The following is an 18,243-nucleotide window of genomic DNA, read 5'->3' as shown; positions in this document are numbered from 1 at the left end:
TACGGTGCTGCAGATCCTATTTATTGTCTGATATTGATCGGCCCGTGGCGTACTGGCGCGGCGTGGCGGCGGTATAGCTGACGAAGGTCTTATGAAAATGGCTCTGGTCGGCAAAGCCGCTCTGGTAGCCGACGTCGGCGATGTCGTCCCCGGCACGTAGCCGCGCTTTGGCGAACTCCACGCGGGAGATGTTGAGGAAGCTGCCCGGCGTCAGGCCGGTGTCCTGCCGGAAGGTGCGGATCAGCGTCTCCTTGCGCAGCGAGAAGCGTTGGGCAAGTTCGTCGAGAGAGGGCGGGCTGGTGAGATTGGAAAGAAACGCCTCCTGAACCTGCTGGCTGGTTGGGCGAAGCGCGTCTGCGTTATCCGCGCAGCGGGGAAGGGCAGAAAGTAGCGCCTCCACGGACGCTGGAGACATTGTCTTAACGACGTCCAGGTAATGGGCAAACAGGGCAGGGTTACGAATCACCTGTAGCGCCAGAGGAAGATCGGTGTCGATATAGAGCATATGGTAGCTGCGCGGCTGCCCGTCGACGGGGTTGCAGCTGTGCGGCACATAAGCCGGGATCGCAATGAGGTCCCCGGGATGAAGAATGTACTCTTGGTCATGGCACACGCAGCAGGTCTGGCCCTCAACAATCGCGCCGATGGAGAGTTGAGGGTGACAGTGGCGTTTGTACGCCCGCGTGCTTTGCCAGGTACTGCGCAGCTCAATGCCCCTGGTGCGGTGAAAAGTCTGGCGAATGTGTCGGGTATCGGTCATGGAAACTCCTTCTGGACGTTTTTTATACCACGTCAGCGAACCGTCCGGCACTGCTTAACTCAGAACCTTCCGGATATACCCAACTTTACGTCCACAGCCAGTCATGTTGACTACCCTTAATACCCTAAGCGGTAAAACATGGAGATTCGATATGGCTTATCAGACAGTAAATCCTGCCACTAACCAGCTCATCAAAGAATACCCCTCACATACCGACGCGGATATCGAAGCGGCGCTCAAGGCGGCCGATGCGCTTTACCATTCGGAATGGGCGAAAGGCGACATCAGCCAGCGCCTGCCGGTGCTGCATAAGCTTGCCGACCTGATCGACGAGCGCGTGGAGGATCTGGCCAAAATCGCCAGCCAGGAGATGGGTAAGCTCATCGAACAGAGCCGCGGCGAGGTGAAGCTTTGCGCGCAGATCGCCCGCTACTACGCCGACAACGCGAAGCAGTTCCTCGCCCCGGTGAAGTACGACTCTGAACTTGGGGAAGCATGGGTGGAGCATCACCCTATCGGCGTACTGATGGCCGTCGAGCCGTGGAACTTCCCGTACTACCAGCTGATGCGCGTCCTGGCACCAAACCTGGCGGCGGGTAACCCCGTTATCGCCAAGCATGCCAGCATCGTGCCGCACTGCGCCGAGACCTTTGCGCATCTGGTGCGCGAGGCGGGTGCGCCGGAAGGGGCGTGGACGAACCTGTTTATCTCTTCCGAACAGGTGGCGAATATCATCGCAGACGATCGCGTGCAGGGCGCAGCGCTAACCGGCTCTGAAAAGGCGGGCAGCGTGGTGGCCGCGCAGGCGGCGAAGCACATTAAGAAATCGACCCTCGAACTGGGCGGTAACGATGTCTTCGTGGTGCTGGACGACGCGGACCTGGATAAAGCGGTTAAGATTGGCGTGAATGCGCGACTCAACAACGCCGGGCAGGTCTGTACCGCGGCGAAGCGCTTTATCCTGCACGAGAAAATTGCTGACGCGTTCCTCAGCAAATTCACCGAGGCGTTTAAGCAGGTGAAGATTGGCGATCCGCTGGACGAGAGCACCACGCTGGGGCCGCTCTCTTCCAAAGATGCGCTGGAAACGCTGACCAAACAGGTTAACGAGGCGGTCAAAAACGGCGCAACGCTGCACTATGGCGGCAAGCCGGTGCAGCGCGACGGGAGCTTCTTCGAACCGACGATCCTGACGAATATCTCGCGTGAGAACCCGGCGTACTTCGAAGAGTTTTTCGGCCCGGTGGCGCAGATGTACGTGGTGAAAAACGACGATGAGGCGGTCGCGCTGGCGAACGACTCCCACTACGGTCTGGGCGGCGCAGTGTTCAGCCAGGATAGCGAGCGCGCGAAGAAGATGGCGTCGCGTATCGAGACCGGGATGGTGTACATCAACTGGCTCACCGATACCGCGCCGGAGCTGCCGTTCGGCGGCGTGAAGCGCTCCGGTTACGGACGCGAGCTGTCGGATCTGGGGATCAAAGAGTTTGTGAACCAGAAGCTGGTGGTGGTGCGCAAGTAACGCCAGAGATAAAAAACCTGCCATCTGGCAGGTTTTTTTAAGGGATTATTGCACTACGATCTTGTCCCAGCCGCTTTTGAACATGCAGCTGTCGACTAACGTATCCCGGCTATCTGCATTCGCGTCTTCAACCGTGTAGCTCGTGGAAATATCCTTTTTCTTGTTCTTTTTGTCCGTTTTTTCCGAGCTCGAACCGGTCACCACGTTATCCGGGGGAAGATCGATCAGCGCCTGCGCTTCGCATTCCGTGAGCTTTTTATTCATCTCTGCGTCGCTGACGCCCGGTTTTACCCATTTGTACTGGACGCAGCCGGTAAGCATCAGCGTGAGGCTCAGAACGCAAAGCGCGGTTATGCGGTGTTTCATCAGAAGCTAACTCCACCGCCTACGTATGCGCCGTCAATCAGCGTGTGGTTCGGACGACCGTCTTTGCCATCCACGCTCACGTGGCGGTAGCCTACTTTCAGCGTAACCGGTTTGATCGGAGTCCAGCTTACGCCGCCGTTAGCTTCAACGTAGTTTTTCACGCTGTTGTTCAGGCCTTCTGGTGCCGCATAGCCTTCGCCATAGACGTGGATGCTGTCGGTCAGCGCAACGTTTACGCCGCCGCCAATCGGGAAGGCCACGCCGTTATCGCCTTTTTTCGGGCCGATGTAGATGGCTTTTGCGCCCGCATTCAGCATCACCGGGCCCACTTCCAGGTTGTAACCTGCGCCCACGCCACCGGTCTGGGTACCGTCGTCGGTGTTTTTCAGCCAGTTACTTTCGAGATAAACACCGGATGAGGATTTGCCCATTTCCAGGTTGAGGTTGGTAAAGTTTTTACCCTGCTCAATGCTGCCGCCCATTGCCAGTGCGGAACCCGAGATGGCGGTCAGTGCAGAAAGAAGAAGAATGTTCAGTTTTTTCATGTTTCGTGCCTCATCATCAAATTAATCTGGGGGCACCTTAACAAGCGATGTTTATGACTGCAAATGTGATGCAAATCGACTTTTCATGCTGTAATTGTTAATTCTTTTATCTTTATTTGTAACGCTTAAGTTGGGTTGTCGGTGTGTCAACGCGCAAATTTCAGGTGTTGAGGAAAAGTTTAATTTTTTGACTAAACGAAATCTGAACGAGGCAGGGATAGTGATTTGAGATGCATTAATTGCGCTTCTAATAATTTCCAATTCCATTTCTAAAATCACATAAAAAAACAAATTTTTACATTTTTATGGTCATTATTCGTTCAGATGTCCGGCTACGTTTCCTTTCCATGTCATTTTTCTGACACGTTTGTTCATTACGTTGTGGGCTTCACTTTCCGGATGCTAACAATATGAAAAGAAAAATCATTCCTGTGCTTATCGGCTGTACGCTCTCTTTCTCTGGCCTGGCGGCGCAGCCCACGGCTGAGCGCTATGTTGTCAGCTTCCCTGACGGCTCACACGTGAAATACAGCGGCGCGTTTGCCGGTGCGTTTCCGAATGGACTCCCGGTAGGGATTGGCTCCGGCCTGCTGTTTACGGGCAAGCAGGGCGATGCTCTGACCTTCGCGACCGTAACCGATCGCGGTCCTAACGCCGATGCGCCCAAAATGGGTAAAAACGAAGCCAAAATTTTTGTCACGCCGGATTTCGCGCCGCAGCTGATGACCATCCGCGTTCAGAACGGCAAAGCGGAGGCAACGGATGCCCGCCCGCTGCATGATGATAAAGGCGAGATTAACGGCCTGCCGCTGCAAAGCGGCGTGATTGGAGCCACCAATGAGGTGGCGTTCAGCGATACCCTCAAAATTCTGAAGGGTGACAACCGCGGGCTGGACACGGAAGGCATCACCCCGGACGGCAAGGGCGGTTTCTGGCTGTGCGACGAGTATGGCCCGTTCCTGATTAACGTCGACAGCAAAGGAAAAATTCTGGCGATCCACGGGCCGCAGGCGGCGGAAGGGGAAAAATCCATCGCGGGCGGTCTGCCAAACGTTATCAAATGGCGCCAGCCGAACCGGGGCTTTGAAGGCCTGACCCGGATGCCGGACGGGCGGATTATCGCCGCCGTGCAAAGCACGCTGGATATCGACGGTAAGAGTAAAAAGCAGGCGCTGTTTACGCGTCTGGTCAGCTTCGACCCGGCGACCGGGAAAACGGCGATGTACGGCTACCCCATCGACAGCGCGGCCTACAGCAAAAACAGCGACGCCAAAATCGGCGACATCGTGGCGCTGGATAACCAGCACATCCTGCTGATTGAACAGGGTGAGGATAAAAATGACGCGATGCGTAACCTTATCTACAAGGTGGATCTCAGCAAGGCGAGCGATCTGACCGCTTTCGACAAGCCGGGCGAGTACCCGGAGTTTGATGATGAGAAAACCCTGGCGCAGCGCGGCATTACCCTTGCTGCAAAAACGCAGGTCGTCGATCTGCGCGCGCTGGGCTGGAAACAGGAGAAGGCCGAAGGGCTGGCGCTGATCGACGGCAAACGGCTTGCGGTGGCGAACGATAACGACTTTGGCGTGAAGGTGGCGATGCAGCATCCGGTTGAGGGCAAAAAGCTCAAGGACTATCGGGTGAACGAGGAAGGCAAGCTGACGCTGGACGATAAACCGGTGGAAACCACGCTCAGCGTGAAGCCACTGAAGAAGCCGGAGTCAGAGAGCGAGCTGTGGATTGTGACGCTGCCGGAGGCGGTGAAATAAGTTTACCCCTCTCCCCACAGGGGAGAGGGGATTGTTTGGTACAGATATTTATCAACGCGGAGCAGCTAGATCGTTTTAACGCTCTTTTCCCAGGTCTCGACCAGATGATCTCGCAGGCTTCCGGTTCCGTGCATTGTCACCAGAAGATTCTGTCGTGCGCGGGTAAAACCGACGTAAAGGCGCTTGATATCGTCACTCAGATCTTCACTGTCCCTTTCTTTTGCCGCATCCATAATGGCGACTGAGTGAAATTCAAGACCTTTACTGCTGGGCAGCGGCATGACGCAGAGGAAATCATTCTGCGGTGACCAGTGCTTTTTATCATCGCTGGATACAATCATCTGGTAGGGGATCTTGCGGGCTTCGAGCCGTGGTCCGAGCATACCTGAAATGCTGTAGGTGGATGGGCACAGTATGGCGATTTCCGACCCATGAAACCCCCTGCTGACGCTGCTCTGTGACCCAATCAAGGACGCGTGTAATCTCCTCGTCCTGATTATCAAAGCTGTCCAGCGCCGGATACTGCCCTGACAGCCCTCCTGTGGCAGGCTGCTGGTATTTGAGAGAGGCTTCTATGTGATTATTGAGATAATTAAATGCTACGCTGCTGGCAAAATGGAGTATTTGCCGGGTATTGCGATAATTGGTATCCAGAATCGTTGTGCGGCCCTGAGCCTTTATATCGACGCTGGAGAGGGTAAAATCGAGCGCTTTCTTTTTCTGATAAATTGACTGAGCGTCATCGTAGAGGAAAAGCAGGGAGCTATCTTTATTGTCCGGCATCCTGGCGAGGATCCTTAGCCATTCCGGCTTAAAATCGTGTCCTTCATCGATCAACACGGCGCTGTACTGCTCTGGTTTGATCACGCCCTCTTCAAATGCCACCGTCAGCGCATTTTCCATCAGTTCAATAAAGTTTTTGCTCCTGGGGGGAAGACGCCGATGCGCGTTTAATTGTTGATAACACCAGGCGTGGAAATGGGTAATTTCGACAGGAAGACGGAGAGTGTGTTGCTCCAGTTGCGCTTTGAGTTTTTTGGCGAGCGTGATGTTGTAGCAAATCACCAGTATCGGTTTGGTGTTTTCAATATTGTTGGCAAGCTCTATACATCGGTGGTGCAAAATGAGCGTTTTGCCGGAGCCTGCCACGCCGTGAATGACCCTGTGTCCCGCCCCCATACTTCTGGCGAGTTGTTCCTGGTTCCTGTCCATCATGCAGACCACATCAGGGGTGTGGAACGTAAAATTATCCAGGTCGACCCGCGTCACGGATGCGTTAATACGTGCATCGGGATAAAGATGCCACCGAATGCGGTCAAGTTGCTGTGGTGTAGTCTGATGGACGAAGCGATGTCTGAGAAGGGATTCGAGCCGGGCAGAGATCTGATCTCTGGTCATAAACTCTGTCAGCTCATCTTTGCATATCACCTGGCTGGTGGGCAATATTTCATTCAACTCCTCGGGTTTAAAACTCTTTTCCAACTGTGCCCGGGTGATGTTGCTCAAATAAACGCCATATCCATACGGCATAATAAAACCGCCCTCATGATCACCCTGCTGCTGGCGAAGAAGGGGATCTTTTTTCAGGCTGTTGATGATATGGAAGGTGTATTGTCGAACCTGTTCGAGTGGGTTCTTCAACGGCTCAGTGCCGTTTTTGGTTTCATAATTAATATGCGTTTTGTTAGCCGATTTTATTTTTGTGATAAACCAGTCTTTCACTTCTATAAACAGCAGCCCTTTTTCAGGGGCCAGAATCACAAAATCAGGATGATCGTCTTTTTCTCCCATTCGGGTATCATACCAGCAGGTACACTGTTCGCTGAGCCCACCCTCCAGAAGCCTTGCCAGCCTTTTTTCTCCCGCTGTTATCTTCTCGCTACAGCTGCTGATTGTGGGAATAATGATTGCCATATTACGCCTACCAATTCATGAGAATTATATAAATCCATTTAATTAATATTTTAAGGAATATTAATCAAAGCATGATTGCATTATTGGTAAGAACATTAACAGACAATATAGCAAACAGAAAGGGCGACACCCGCATTTTGCCTGAATGAAATACGCTCCCTTTTCTGATTAAAAGGGAGCGACGATTTACTTTTTCAGCCCCGCAAACGCTGCCCGAATCTCCTCCTCCGGCAGCTGAATACCAATAAACACCATCACGCTGTGCGGCGCTTCATCGCCCCACGGGCGGTCCCAGTCGGCGCTGTACAGGCGCTGTACGCCCTGAAACAGCAGGCGGTTCGGCTCGCCGTCGATCCACAGCATGCCTTTGTAGCGCAGCAGCCTGTCGGCAAACGACAGCAGCAGGTTTTCCATTACCCGGGAGACCTCGCTGATGTCCACCGGATAGTCCAGCTCCACCACAATTGACGCCACGTCGTTTTGCTTGTCTCCCATAAAGTGGAAGCGCGGTTTCGTGGTGACGTTCTCCTCCAGCATAAAGCCGTTGGTGTTAAACAGCTGGGATAGATCGATATCGCCATGCGTCACCGTATAAATCGGCGCGCGTGAGTTGATGCGCGTCAGGCGCTCGCGAAGCTTTTCGCTGTCGCCCGCCACGTCGGTTTTAGTGAGCAGGATGCGGTCGGCGTAGCCCACCTGAGACTGGGCGATGGTGAACTGGTTCATCTGCTCGTCGGCGTGGACCGCATCGACCAGTGCAATGACGCCATCCAGCAGGTAGCGCTGGCACAGAACGTCATGGGAGAAGAAGGTCTGGATAATCGGGCCCGGATCCGCCATGCCGGTGCACTCGATCACCAGGCGGTCAAAGTCGATGTCGCCGCGATCGCGGCTGTCGAGCAGGTCCAGCAGGGCGTCTTCCAGTTCGTTAGAGCGGGTGCAGCAGATGCAGCCGTTGGTCAGGGTTTTGATTTGCGTGGCGCGGTCTCCGATTAATTGATCGTCAACGGAGACTTCTCCAAATTCGTTTTCGATGACGGCGATTTTGAAGCCGTGCTGTTCATTCAGGATGTGGCGCAGCAGGGTGGTTTTACCGGCGCCGAGGAAACCGGTCAGCAGGGTAACGGCAATCGGGGTCATGGTCTCTCCTTTAGCAGCAGCGGACGCCGCCTTCTCCACTTCCGCCATAGCGCGCTTCCTGACGCTCGCGGAAGAATTCGGTGTAGGTCATGTACGGCTTATCCGGATGGTTGGTCTTCATATGCTCAACGTAGTTGTCATAGTCCGGAATGCCAATCAGCATTTTCGCCGCCTGACCGAGGTATTTTTTTGCTTCGCCTAAGTTACCAAACATAGTCCATCCTGATAAGAACAAAGCCCCGCCGGAGCGGGGCTGAATACAACCAGATTAATGGTGTGAAGAGGTCTTCACGCCGCCTTCCGGCACCGGCACGTACGGGGTCTCTTTATCCGTACGGCCTTGGGTGTTGCGCACTTTCATCCAGGTTTTGATGCCGTAGAAGATAATGCTGTACACCACCACCAGGAACAGAATGCTCAGTCCCGCGTTGGTGTAGTTGTTCACCACGATATGGTTCATGTTGGCAATTTGCTGCGCGGTCAGATCCGCGCCGCCTGCGGCAATCTTCTCTTTGTACTGGTTTGCCATGAAGAAGAAGCCTTCAAGCTGCGGGTTGGTGCTGAACAGCTTCAGGCCCAGCGCCCAGGTGGTGCAGAGCAGCAGCCACAGCGCAGGAACCACGGTCACCCAGATGTATTTGGTGCGTTTCATCTTCACGAGGACGACGGTACCGAGCACCAGGGCAACGGCTGCCAGCATCTGGTTAGAGATACCGAACAGTGGCCACAGGCTCTTCACGCCGCCGAGCGGGTCGACAACGCCCTGATACAGCAGGTAGCCCCACAGGCCTACGCACCCGGCAGTACCCAGAACACCCGCTACCAGAGAGTCGGTTTTCTTCAGGAACGGCACGAAGTTGCCCAGCAGATCCTGCAGCATGAAGCGGCCCGCACGGGTACCGGCATCCAGCGCGGTGAGGATGAACAGCGCTTCGAACAGAATACCGAAGTGGTACCAGAAGCCCATGTCCGCCCACGGCAGCACTTTGTGGAACACGTGTGCGATACCCACGGCCAGCGTCGGCGCACCACCTGCGCGGTTCAGCACGGACGGTTCGCCGATGTCCTTCGCGGTCTGCATGATCTGCTCAGGCGAAATCACAAAGCCCCAGGAGCTGACGGTCGCCGCCGCGTGTGCGCTGGCCTCTTTCAGCTGCGCCATGATCAGCGCGGTATTTTCCCCGCCCATCTCATGCAGGTTTGGCATGGTGATGCCGAGACCCGCCGGCGGAGTGTTCATCGCGAAGTACAGGCCTGGCTCGATAATCGAGGCCGCAACCAGCGCCATGATCGCCACGAAGGACTCCATCAGCATCGCGCCGTAACCGATAAAGCGCGCGTCGGTTTCGTTAGCCATCAGCTTCGGCGTGGTGCCGGAGGCGATCAGCGCGTGGAAGCCAGACACGGCGCCGCAGGCGATGGTGATAAACAGGAACGGGAACAGGGCGCCTTTCCACAGCGGACCGGTGCCGTCAATGTACTGGGTCACCGCCGGCATTTTCAGCTCAGGGTTGATGATGACAATCCCGATCGCCAGCCCGACGATGACACCGATTTTCAGGAAGGTCGCCAGGTAGTCGCGCGGAGCCAGAATCAGCCACACCGGCAGCAGGGCGGAAACGAACGCGTAACCGATCAGCGCGAAGGTGATGGTGGTGTCTTTAAAGGTCAGCGCCGGGCCCCAGTACGGGTCGTGCGCAATCACGCCGCCGAAGTAGATGGAGGCGACCAGCAGCACGATACCGATCACCGACACCTCGCCCACGCGGCCAGGGCGCAGGAAGCGCATATAGATGCCCATGAACAGCGCAATCGGTACGGTAGAGCAGACGGTGAAGACGCCCCACGGACTTTCGGCCAGCGCTTTCACCACGATCAGCGCCAGCACCGCGAGGATGATGATCATGATCAGGAAGCAGCCGAAGAGGGCGATAGTGCCCGGCACGCGGCCCATCTCTTCTTTGATCATCTCACCCAGCGACGAGCCGTTACGGCGCGAGGAGATAAACAGCACCATAAAGTCCTGCACCGCCCCCGCCAGCACCACGCCCGCCAGCAGCCAGAGCGTACCCGGCAGGTAGCCCATCTGGGCGGCCAGCACCGGGCCGACCAGTGGGCCAGCGCCTGCAATGGCGGCAAAGTGGTGACCAAACAGCACGTAGCGGTTGGTTGGCACGTAGTTCAGACCGTCATTGTTAATGACCGCCGGGGTGGCGCGCGTCGGGTCGAGCTTCATGACCTTCTGCGCGATGTATAAGCTGTAGTAGCGATAGGCCACAAGGTAGACGGAGACCGACGCGACCACGATCCACAGGGCGCTGACGTGTTCGCCCCGGCGCAATGCGACAACCGCCAGACAGAAAGCACCGAGGATCCCGAGTAAGGCCCAGGGCACGTGCTTAAGTAGTTTTTTAGTATCCATAGTAAGACCTGGTTTTTTATGTAAAGAAAAAAGGGTCAGGGTTCGTTGTGAGGAGGTATTGATTAATGCTGGAGCGATCGTGCCAGATCCGCTCGCGCGTAAAGGACGGTAAATGAGTGAGTGGTTGAAAGTGATGGGTGAGCGGTCAAAGGACGCGGCGAGTGGTTCAGGCTCGCCGCTGGTCGGGGAAATTATGTGATTGAGATCACGTGGTTTTCCGGGCTGCGCTCCATCGACAGGTAGCTTTCCAGCGTCCTGATGAGCTTCTCCTTCAGCCAGCTCGGCTCCAGGATCTGAATATTCGGCAGCCAGTAGAACAGCAGCGGCAGGATCTGGTTTTCGTGTGCCGCCTGGCAGCGCAGCGTGACGCCGCCGCGCCGCTCCTCCAGCAGCTCCTGTTCCGGCAGGAGATCGCGGCGCAGGAAGTAATGTGAAATATTATCCTTAATGAATATTTTCACGGTGAAAGTAGTTTCGGACACCCACGGGTCGAGGCTTTTTTCCAGCAGTTCCCGAACATTTTCATCAGGGGTAAAAAAGGTTTTTTGAACATCAAACCAGCTAATCTGGCTTAATGAAAAGGATTTCAACCGGCTATTTTCGGTAGCTTGTAAATACCATATATTTTTTTTGTTAATGAGTTTATAGGGATTAATCAGACGGGTTTTACCCTTATAAACGATCTGACAGACATTATGGTTCTTAATCGATTTCTCGATTTTCGCTAAATGGCGGCGGATATCACGCTGCACCGTGTGCTCTGCGTCATTACCGAGGATAAGAATATGGTTTTCGTCGACGCGCGCCTCCAGCTTTTGCCAGAAGTCCGTATTTCTTTCAGGGAAAAAGTTATCGGCATTCAGGAAGTTAGCCAGAGCATGATGTAATCCCTGCCCGCCGGGAGATTGGGCGGAGTGGATCAGTCGATATAGCCCGTTACCGGTATGTTCAACAATGGGCGAGAGCGCATTTAAATCCCGGTAGACGGTACGCTCGGTAATTTTAAATTTCTCCATTAGCGCACTGCGGTTTACCACCCCGTGTAAATGTAGCTCAAGGAGAATATCGACCAGACGTTCAGCCGAGCGGCTCCGCGTCGTTTTAGCCATAAGGTCTTCCTGTATATTGGGTATGCGCTGAACAATGCAAAAGCACTGACCGGAGATGTCAGTATTCAGGCACAGAAAATTTCTCTTATGGATATATAACGGCGTGATATAGCGGAAACCTTAGCAATTTTTGTAGAAAGCGGCGCTGGCCCGAAAAAAGGCCCGCGCGAGGGGGATCACACGACGGCTTCCATCTCCATCATCACCGGGTGGAAACGGCGCTTAAAGTAGATCAGGCCGTGTCCCGCGTCACTCAGGATGATGTTTTTTACTTCGACAAGATAAACCAGATGCGTGCCGATGGTTTGCACCTGGGTAATCTCGCCTTCCAGGCTCGCCAGCGCGCCTTTCAGCACCGGCTGCCCCAGCGGGCCTTTCTGCCAGCATGAGATGGCAAAGCGCTCCTCCATTGCCATCCCGGTCATCCCGGCGAAGTGGCGGGCCATGATTTCCTGCTCGTGGTTCAGCACGTTGACGCACAGCCTGCCGTTGCCCTGAAAGACCGGGTTCATGGCGCTGTTGGCGTTAATGCAGACCATGACCGACGGCGGGGTATCCGTCACCGAGCAGACGGCGGTGGCGGTAATGCCGCAGCGTCCGGCGTCGCCCTCGGTGGTGACCACATTGACCGCCGCCGACAGGCTGCTCATTGCGTCGCGAAAACGCAGGCGTTGTTCATCTGAATGCATTGTAACCTCCCGCTGCGCTATTTCAGCAGCTTGTCGAGCATGTTGATATCGCTGTTGTTGTGCAGGTGCGGCACGGTCCAGCCGTGCTGGTCGTACTCGGACATGCAGCGGTCGACCATTGCCATCATCTTGTCCATATTCCCGGAGCTTTGCGCCTGACGCAGGCATTGCAGGCGGATCTCATCCTGGCTGCCGGAGTAGTTGATTTCGTACAACTCGTGACGACCCCCAAACTCGCTGCCGATGGCGTCCCACATCAGTTTCAAAATCTTGATGCGTTCGACGTGATCCATTCCGTTGGAGCCGCGCACGTACTTCGCCAGATACTGGTCGATCTGCGGGTTGTTCAGGTCCCGCGCGCTTGACGGCAGATAAATCAGCCCGGAGGTCACGTTACGTTCGATGATGTTCTTGATCTTCGCGTAGGCCATCGGGGCCATCACGCGGTAGGTTTGCAGCGCCGCGTGGTCCGGCAGGTACGCGCCGTTCACCCACGGCGTGGCTTCGGAGCACATGGAGTCGCTCAGCGCCCAGAACATATTGCGCCAGGCCACCACTTCGCCGAGATCCGCCTGCACGCCGCGGAACTCAAGGGTACCGGTGCACTCCAGGGATTTCTTCAGCAGGGCGGTGATGAAGTCGAGCTTCACCGCCAGACGTACGCAGGCCTGCAGCGGGTACATGCGGGCGAAGCCGCCCTCCATCGTCCAGCGACGGCAGCGGTCGAAATCGCGGTAGATCAGCACGTTTTCCCACGGGATCAGCACGTTATCCATCACCAGGATTGCGTCGTTCTCGTCGAAGCGGCTGGAGAGCGGATAGTCATACGGGGATCCGGTTGCGCCTGCCACCATCTCGTACGAGGCGCGGGAGATCAGCTTCACCCCTTCGGCGTCCATCGGCGCGACGAACATCAGCGCGAAGTCCGGGTTTTCGCCCATCACCTGCGCGGAGCCAAAACCGATCATGTTGTAGTGGGTCAACGCCGAGTTGGTTGCGACGACTTTCGCACCGCTGACGATAATCCCGGCATCGGTCTCTTTCTCCAGCTTGATGTAGACGTCCTTCACCTCGTCCGCCGGCTTGTGGCGGTCGATCGGCGGGTTGACGATGGCGTGGTTGAAGTACAGGCCGGTTTCCTGAATGCGGGTGTACCAGCTGCGGGCGTTCTGCTCGAACTGACCGTAGAAGGCAGGGTTAGCGCCGAGGGCGCAGCCGAACGCCGCTTTGTAGTCCGGCGTGCGGCCCATCCAGCCGTAGCTCAGGCGCGACCACTCGGCGATGGCGTCGCGCTGCTGGCGCAGGTCGTCGGCGCTTTTCGCCACGCGGAAAAATTTGTGGGTGTAGCCGCCGCTGCCGGTGTCGGTGCCCCAGCACAGCGTGTCCTGCATGTCCGGCTTGTGCAGCGCATCGTACATCTGGGCGATAGACGCCGCCGCATTGCGAAACGCCGGGTGGGTGGTGACGTCCTTAACGCGCTCGCCGTAGATATAAATCTCACGGCCATCCTGCAGGCTTTTTAAATACTCTTCGCCGGTTAACGGACGTTTGGCATCAGCGCGGAATTCTTCAGGCTTCATAGGGACCTCGTATCGGAAGATGGTTGTTAAATTTATGTTTTGTTTTTGTTGTTTAATTGAAGCGTGAGAGGGGCGGAACGTGAAGGGACGATTGGGACAACGGCGGGTACTTTTCGGGCGGGATTGGGATTTGTGATCTGTGCGGGTTTTTGGCGGGTGGCGCTGCGCTTACCCGCCCTACGAACCGTGATGCGTTCAGGAAACCGGTACTTTCTGCGCCCGATACGCGCTGGGCGAGCAGCCCGTCAGGCGATTGAAAAACCGGGCGAAATAGGCTGGATCTTTAAATCCCAGCTGCCAGGCAATCTCGCTGACCGCGCTGTCGGAAAACAGCAGCAGGCGCCTGGCCTCGCGCAGCTGCCGGTCGAAGATCAGCCGTTTCGGCGAGCGGTTGGCGAAGCGGCGGCAGATGTCCGTCAGGCGGGATTCGGTCAGGTGCAACTCGCTGGCGTATTCCGGTACCGTCCAGTGCTGGTGATAGTGGGTGTCGATCAGCTGGGTAAAGCGCTGGAACAGCTTCAGCTCGCCGCGCATCCCGCTGGCCGCGTGGTCGTCGAGCTTCGCGTTGCGCAGCAGCAGGGTAAATACCGCCTGCGCCAGCAGGACCAGCGTATGCTCACGGCCCGGCAGCTGCGCCGTGGATTCCCGGGCGATGAGCTGCCAGTAGTGCTTCAGCGCCGTCAGCTCGTCCGGCTTGTCGGCAAGCGACAGGCAGATCCCCGGCAGGCCAAACGCTTCCCGCGTGCCGGGGTAGAGCACTTCTAATAGCGGCCAGATGAGATCCTCGCGCACCGTCAGCACGTGCCCGTCGCTGTCGGATTCGGTGATAAACGCGTGCGGCACCGACGGCGGCGTCAGCACAAATAGCGGCGCCTGCACCGAATAGCGGTGGTCGTCGAGCTGGAGTTCAATCTGTCCGGTATCGAGAAAGTGCATCTGAAAGTACTGGTCGTGACGATGCGCCTGCATGTCGCGGCCAAAAAAGGCCGCCATGCGGGCGAACGACTGATAGTGCACGTCGTCGGTGCCCAGACTTTCGTCGTACTCCTTGCTGATATCAATGTTGGCGATAGGGCTCTGGCACATGATCGTTCCTCTGTTGAACCCGCTGCGTCATCGGGATGCGCGTCAGCACCAGCGCGCCGACCACCAGCAGACCCGCCACAAACCACAGCCCGGAGCTGAAGCTGCCGGTCGCGTCGCGCAGGATCCCAATCAGCAGCGGGCTGACTGCGGATCCGACGTTACCGATGGCGTTGATCACCGCCAACGCCACCGCGCGTGACTGCAGGCTAATAACCTGGTCCGGCGTGGTCCAGAATATCGCCATGGCGGTAAACGATCCGGTTGAGGCCATGATGATGCCAAGCAGCTGGATCAGGCTGTGATCGGTCACGGAGGCCAGCATCCATCCCGCCGCGGCAAACAGGTACGGCAGGATGGTGTGCTTTTTTCGCTCTTTCAGCCTGTCGGAGCGGCGACTCCACCAGATCATCCCGAGGATGGTACAAAACTGCGGGATCGCCGCCAGCAGGCCAATCACGATATTGCTGCTGCCGGTGTTGAAGCTTTGCAGGATCTGCGGCGTCCAGATGTTGATCGCGCTCAGCGTATTGGTCAGACAGAAGTAGGCCAGCGTGTAGAGCAGCACGGCGGGCGTAAGCACCTCGCGCAGCGTCGAGCGCGGCGTGACGGATTGGGCGATGGCGACCTCCTGCTCGCGCGCGATCATCGTTTTCAGCGCCTGCTTTTCGTCCTCATCCAGCCAGGTGGCCTGATCCGGCGTGTCGTTGAGGTAAAACCAGGTCACCACGCCGAGCACCACCGACGGCAACCCCTCCAGCAGAAACAGCCACTGCCAGCCCTTCAGGTTCCACAGCCCGTCCATCGCCAGAATATACCCGGAGAGGATCGAGCCAAGCATCATGGTCACCGGCATGGCGATCATAAACAGCGCGTTGGCGCGGGCGCGGTGATAGGCCGGGAACCACCAGGTGAGATAGACCAAAATCCCTGGCAGGAAACCGGCTTCCGCAATGCCTACCAGCATGCGCAGGACGTAAAGCGTTTCGGGGCTGGTAGCGAACATGGTGCAGGTGGAGGCGATGCCCCACACCACCATGATCCCGGCGATCCAGCGGCGCGCGCCGACCTTCGCCAGCATGATATTGCTGGGGATCCCGCACAGCACGTAGGTGACGTAAAACAGCGTCGCGGCCAGGCCAAACATGGTCGACGTGAGGCCCAGATCTTTGCCCATCGTCAGCCCGGCAAAGCCGATGTTGATGCGATCGAGAAACGAGAAAACAAACAGGATAAAGAGAAACACGATCAAACGACGGAACAGCTTATTTATTGCGCGATGTTCTACATCTTTATTATGCAGGGTTGAGGTCGTCATGTTGCGCTCCACATCGTACGTTTAGTAGACGGATTTATTGTTATCGACTGCTGTGGTGACGTCGGTAAAGCGGGCCGCCAGCGCTTCGGCGCTGCGGGCGAGCAGGGTGGTATCCACACCGACCGCCACAAACAATGCGCCGAGGCCGAGATAGCGTTTCGCCAGCTGTTCATTCGCCATCAGGATGCCGGGCGCTTTGCCCGCCGCACGGATCTGCGCGATCGCCTGCTCAATGGCGGCCTGCACCTCCGGATGCTGCGGGTTACCGGCAAAGCCCATGTCGGCGCTCAGATCTGCCGGGCCGATAAACACGCCGTCCACCCCTTCCACGTCCAGGATCTGCGGCAGGTTTTTCAGCGCCTCGCGGGTTTCGATCTGCACCAGCACGCACATGGCGTCGTTAGCCTGATGCAGGTAATCCGGGATGCGGTTCCAGCGCGACGCGCGCGCCAGGGCGCTGCCGACGCCGCGAATGCCCGCAGGCGGGTAGCGGGTGGCGCTTACCGCCAGCCGCGCCTCGTCAGCGTTTTGCACCATCGGCACCAGCAGGGTTTGCGCCCCCACGTCCAGCAGCTGCTTGATCTGCACCGGGTCGTTCCACGACGGGCGCACCACCGGCTGGCTGGGATAAGGGGCGATGGCCTGGAGCTGAGTCAGGACGGTTTGCACGCTGTTCGGCGCGTGCTCGCCGTCGATCAGCAGCCAGTCAAAACCGGCCCCGGCCAGCAGCTCTGCGCTGTAGCTGCTGGTCAGCCCCAGCCATAAACCGATTTGCGGGCGGCCCGCCTTCAGCGCCGCTTTGAATGCGTTTTGCATGGTCGCCTCCTTATACAAAGCGACAGCTGATGGAGCCCATGTTGCCGTAGTCAACATGGAAGGTGTCGCCTCTGCTGGCGGCAACCGGACGGGTAAACGAGCCGCCGAGGATGATTTGTCCGGGCTCAAGCTGCACGTCGTACGGCGCGAGCTTGTTCGCCAGCCACGCCACGCCGTTCGCCGGGTGGTTAAGCACGCCTGCGGCGACGCCGGTCTCTTCGATCACGCCGTTGCGGTAGAGCAGGGCGGAGATCCAGCGCAGATCCAGCGCGTCGGGCTTAATCGGACGACCGCCGAGGATCACCCCGGCGTTGGCGGCGTTGTCGGAGATGGTGTCGAACACCTTGCGCGGGCGCTGGGTCTCCGGGTCAACGTTGTGGCAGCGGGCGTCGATCAGCTCCAGCGCGGGGATGACGTAGTCCGTGGCGTTGTAGACGTCGAAGATCGTGCAGTTCGGGCCGCGCAGCGGTTTTGCCAGCACGAAGGCCAGTTCCACTTCAATGCGCGGGACGATAAAGCGATCGACGGGGATGTCGCTGCCGTCGTGGAAGAACATGTCGTCCAGCAGCGCGCCGTAGTCCGGCTCGCTAATCTGCGAGCTGGCCTGCATCGCTTTCGAGGTGAGGCCAATCTTGTGGCCTTTCAGCACGCGGCCTTCGGCAATTTTCAGGCTCACCCATTCGCGCTGTACGGCGTAGGCGTCTTCGATGGTGATCTCCGGGTACTCCAGCGAGATCGCGCGGATCTGCTCCCGGGACTGTTCCGCCTGATGCAGGCGATGGGCGATCAGGGTATGGGTGTGTTTATCCAGCATAAAAGACCTCAGCGAAAGAGCGCGTGCACGTTGTTTTGTTTGTAATTGAGCGTCGGATGCAGCTCGTCCAGCTCAAACGACAGCGCCAGATAGCGCTCCGCCATCAGCTCCGCGAAGTGGGTTTTGATCAGCGCAAACAACATCTCCCCCACGGCTTCCCGGCTCTCCAGGCTGCGCCCGGCGCCGATCTTCAGCGTCATATGCACAAAGGCGTAATCATGCTTACCGTCCGCCATCTGCCAGGTGTCCAGCCAGAGGGCGCGGCTGCGGATGCCGCCGAGCGGGAAGATCCCCGTGGCGGCCAGCGCCTCGTTCACTTTGGCGAACAGCCCCGGCAGGTCGGCCTGCGCGCGGATGTTGTCGGTACATTCAGCAATAAAGTGCGGCATAACGACT

Annotated in this window: 16 protein-coding genes and 1 pseudogene; 2 read left to right on the top strand and 15 right to left on the bottom strand. The window is 57.2% G+C overall.

Annotated features, from left to right (window positions below):
* Positions 1–16: 16 nt before the first annotated feature.
* Entirely contained in the window at positions 17–760 is a 744-nt protein-coding gene (locus ACMWL8_RS13785; RefSeq protein WP_045259540.1) for an AraC family transcriptional regulator, read from the bottom strand.
* Positions 761–911: 151 nt separating this feature from the next.
* Between ACMWL8_RS13785 and ACMWL8_RS13780 the strand changes: the two genes are divergently transcribed.
* Complete coding sequence (locus tag ACMWL8_RS13780; RefSeq protein WP_045259539.1) at positions 912–2,282, top strand: NAD-dependent succinate-semialdehyde dehydrogenase; 1,371 nt, start codon at positions 912–914, stop codon at positions 2,280–2,282.
* 45 nt (positions 2,283–2,327) lie between these two features.
* Here ACMWL8_RS13780 and ACMWL8_RS13775 read toward each other — a convergent pair whose 3' ends face one another.
* Positions 2,328–2,648, bottom strand: a complete 321-nt coding sequence (locus ACMWL8_RS13775) for a hypothetical protein (RefSeq protein ID WP_045259538.1) — start codon at positions 2,646–2,648, stop codon at positions 2,328–2,330.
* Positions 2,648–3,193, bottom strand: coding sequence for a YfaZ family outer membrane protein (locus tag ACMWL8_RS13770; RefSeq protein WP_028015391.1), 546 nt, complete (start codon positions 3,191–3,193; stop codon positions 2,648–2,650). Before ACMWL8_RS13770 ends, ACMWL8_RS13775 begins: the two co-directional genes overlap by 1 nt.
* Positions 3,194–3,603: 410 nt before the next feature.
* On the opposite strand from ACMWL8_RS13770, the gene ACMWL8_RS13765 reads away from it, so the two are divergent.
* Positions 3,604–4,962, top strand: coding sequence for an esterase-like activity of phytase family protein (locus ACMWL8_RS13765; RefSeq protein WP_045259537.1), 1,359 nt, complete (start codon positions 3,604–3,606; stop codon positions 4,960–4,962).
* 65 nt (positions 4,963–5,027) lie between these two features.
* Here ACMWL8_RS13765 and ACMWL8_RS13760 read toward each other — a convergent pair.
* The 12 genes and pseudogenes from ACMWL8_RS13760 to ACMWL8_RS13705 all read right to left on the bottom strand — a co-directional run bounded on the left by ACMWL8_RS13760 (position 5,028) and on the right by ACMWL8_RS13705 (position 18,236).
* Positions 5,028–6,876, bottom strand: a pseudogene (locus ACMWL8_RS13760) (3'-5' exonuclease).
* Between the two features lie 186 nt (positions 6,877–7,062).
* Positions 7,063–8,016, bottom strand: a complete 954-nt coding sequence (yjiA, locus tag ACMWL8_RS13755; RefSeq protein WP_045259536.1) for a GTPase — start codon at positions 8,014–8,016, stop codon at positions 7,063–7,065.
* Positions 8,017–8,026: 10 nt separating this feature from the next.
* Positions 8,027–8,230: a YbdD/YjiX family protein gene (locus ACMWL8_RS13750; RefSeq protein ID WP_003856610.1), complete on the bottom strand. Its 204-nt coding sequence runs from the start codon at positions 8,228–8,230 to the stop codon at positions 8,027–8,029.
* A 54-nt stretch (positions 8,231–8,284) separates the two neighbouring features.
* Positions 8,285–10,438, bottom strand: coding sequence for a carbon starvation CstA family protein (locus ACMWL8_RS13745; protein ID WP_045259535.1), 2,154 nt, complete (start codon positions 10,436–10,438; stop codon positions 8,285–8,287).
* Between the two features lie 191 nt (positions 10,439–10,629).
* Complete coding sequence (locus ACMWL8_RS13740; protein ID WP_045259534.1) at positions 10,630–11,547, bottom strand: helix-turn-helix transcriptional regulator; 918 nt, start codon at positions 11,545–11,547, stop codon at positions 10,630–10,632.
* Between the two features lie 176 nt (positions 11,548–11,723).
* The gene (locus ACMWL8_RS13735; RefSeq protein ID WP_045259533.1) at positions 11,724–12,236 is read right to left on the bottom strand and encodes a 4-hydroxyphenylacetate 3-monooxygenase reductase subunit; all 513 of its coding nucleotides are present in this window, start codon (positions 12,234–12,236) and stop codon (positions 11,724–11,726) included.
* Positions 12,237–12,253: 17 nt separating this feature from the next.
* Positions 12,254–13,816 carry a 4-hydroxyphenylacetate 3-monooxygenase, oxygenase component gene (gene hpaB, locus ACMWL8_RS13730; RefSeq protein ID WP_045259532.1) on the bottom strand — a complete coding sequence of 521 codons (1,563 nt, stop codon included), beginning with the start codon at positions 13,814–13,816 and terminating at the stop codon, positions 12,254–12,256.
* A 195-nt stretch (positions 13,817–14,011) separates the two neighbouring features.
* Complete coding sequence (gene hpaA, locus ACMWL8_RS13725) at positions 14,012–14,902, bottom strand: 4-hydroxyphenylacetate catabolism regulatory protein HpaA (protein WP_028015398.1); 891 nt, start codon at positions 14,900–14,902, stop codon at positions 14,012–14,014.
* Positions 14,874–16,217, bottom strand: coding sequence for a 4-hydroxyphenylacetate permease (gene hpaX, locus ACMWL8_RS13720; RefSeq protein ID WP_045259531.1), 1,344 nt, complete (start codon positions 16,215–16,217; stop codon positions 14,874–14,876). The genes hpaA and hpaX overlap by 29 nt, the downstream gene beginning before the upstream one ends.
* Positions 16,218–16,238: 21 nt before the next feature.
* Positions 16,239–17,033 (bottom strand): 4-hydroxy-2-oxoheptanedioate aldolase, encoded by a 795-nt coding sequence (gene hpaI / locus ACMWL8_RS13715; RefSeq protein WP_045259530.1) that lies wholly within the window; start codon positions 17,031–17,033, stop codon positions 16,239–16,241.
* Positions 17,034–17,043: 10 nt separating this feature from the next.
* Positions 17,044–17,847, bottom strand: a complete 804-nt coding sequence (gene hpaH, locus ACMWL8_RS13710) for a 2-oxo-hept-4-ene-1,7-dioate hydratase (protein WP_045259529.1) — start codon at positions 17,845–17,847, stop codon at positions 17,044–17,046.
* An 8-nt stretch (positions 17,848–17,855) separates the two neighbouring features.
* The gene (locus tag ACMWL8_RS13705) at positions 17,856–18,236 is read right to left on the bottom strand and encodes a 5-carboxymethyl-2-hydroxymuconate Delta-isomerase (protein WP_045259528.1); all 381 of its coding nucleotides are present in this window, start codon (positions 18,234–18,236) and stop codon (positions 17,856–17,858) included.
* Between the last annotated feature and the right edge of the window lie 7 nt (positions 18,237–18,243).

Origin of the sequence: Enterobacter sp. 04-C-12-SI-ECC (assembly GCF_047530715.1) — a bacterium.
Lineage (GTDB): Bacteria > Pseudomonadota > Gammaproteobacteria > Enterobacterales > Enterobacteriaceae > Enterobacter > Enterobacter bugandensis.
Note: the sequence above shows the minus strand (reverse complement) of the source record. Positions and strands in the feature narration are given on the sequence as shown.